At 64.6% G+C, this 537-nt stretch carries 1 protein-coding gene; it reads left to right on the forward strand.

Features of this window, described 5'->3' with window-relative positions:
- Nucleotides 1-537, forward strand: a 537-nt coding sequence (locus Q4543_RS24550) for an IS110 family transposase (RefSeq protein WP_303442822.1), incomplete at both ends; no start/stop codon positions are given.

The raw sequence follows: 537 nt of genomic DNA on the forward strand, positions 1-537 counted from the left end.
TGCCCGGTTCGCTGTCGTCATGGAGCCGGCTCAGACCGAACCGCCGTCCAATGTGGTGGCACGGATCACGGAAATGACCGTTGCACGGCGGCAGATGGTTCAGGAGCGCCTCGCCCTAGAAAGCCGAAGGTCGCAGGCGTCGCTCGGCCTGGTCAGGGATCAGATCGACGAGCGGATTGAGCTGTGCAAGCGTCAAGCTAAGGCTCTCGATGCCGCACTGCTGGTCCTCGTCCGGGCGGAGCGGGAGATCGCCCGGCGGTTCGAAATTTTGACGTCGATCCCCGGCATCGGTCAGACGACGGCGACAACGCTCCTGTCGCAGATGCAGGAGCTGGGCGCGGCCAAAGCAGCCGAGGTCTCTGCCCTTGCAGGCGTGGCACCTATGAACAGGGATTCCGGCACGCTGCGGGGGCGAAAGATGATCCGCGCAGGACGTATCGCTGTGCGCAACGTCCTCTACATGGCGGCGACGGTCGCTGTGCGGTGGAACCCGGGTCTAAAGGCGTTCTACGAGCGGCTCCGCCAGATCGGCAAACC

Origin of the sequence: Salipiger sp. 1_MG-2023 (assembly GCF_030547555.1) — a bacterium.
In the GTDB taxonomy this organism is placed as follows: Bacteria; Pseudomonadota; Alphaproteobacteria; order Rhodobacterales; family Rhodobacteraceae; genus Salipiger.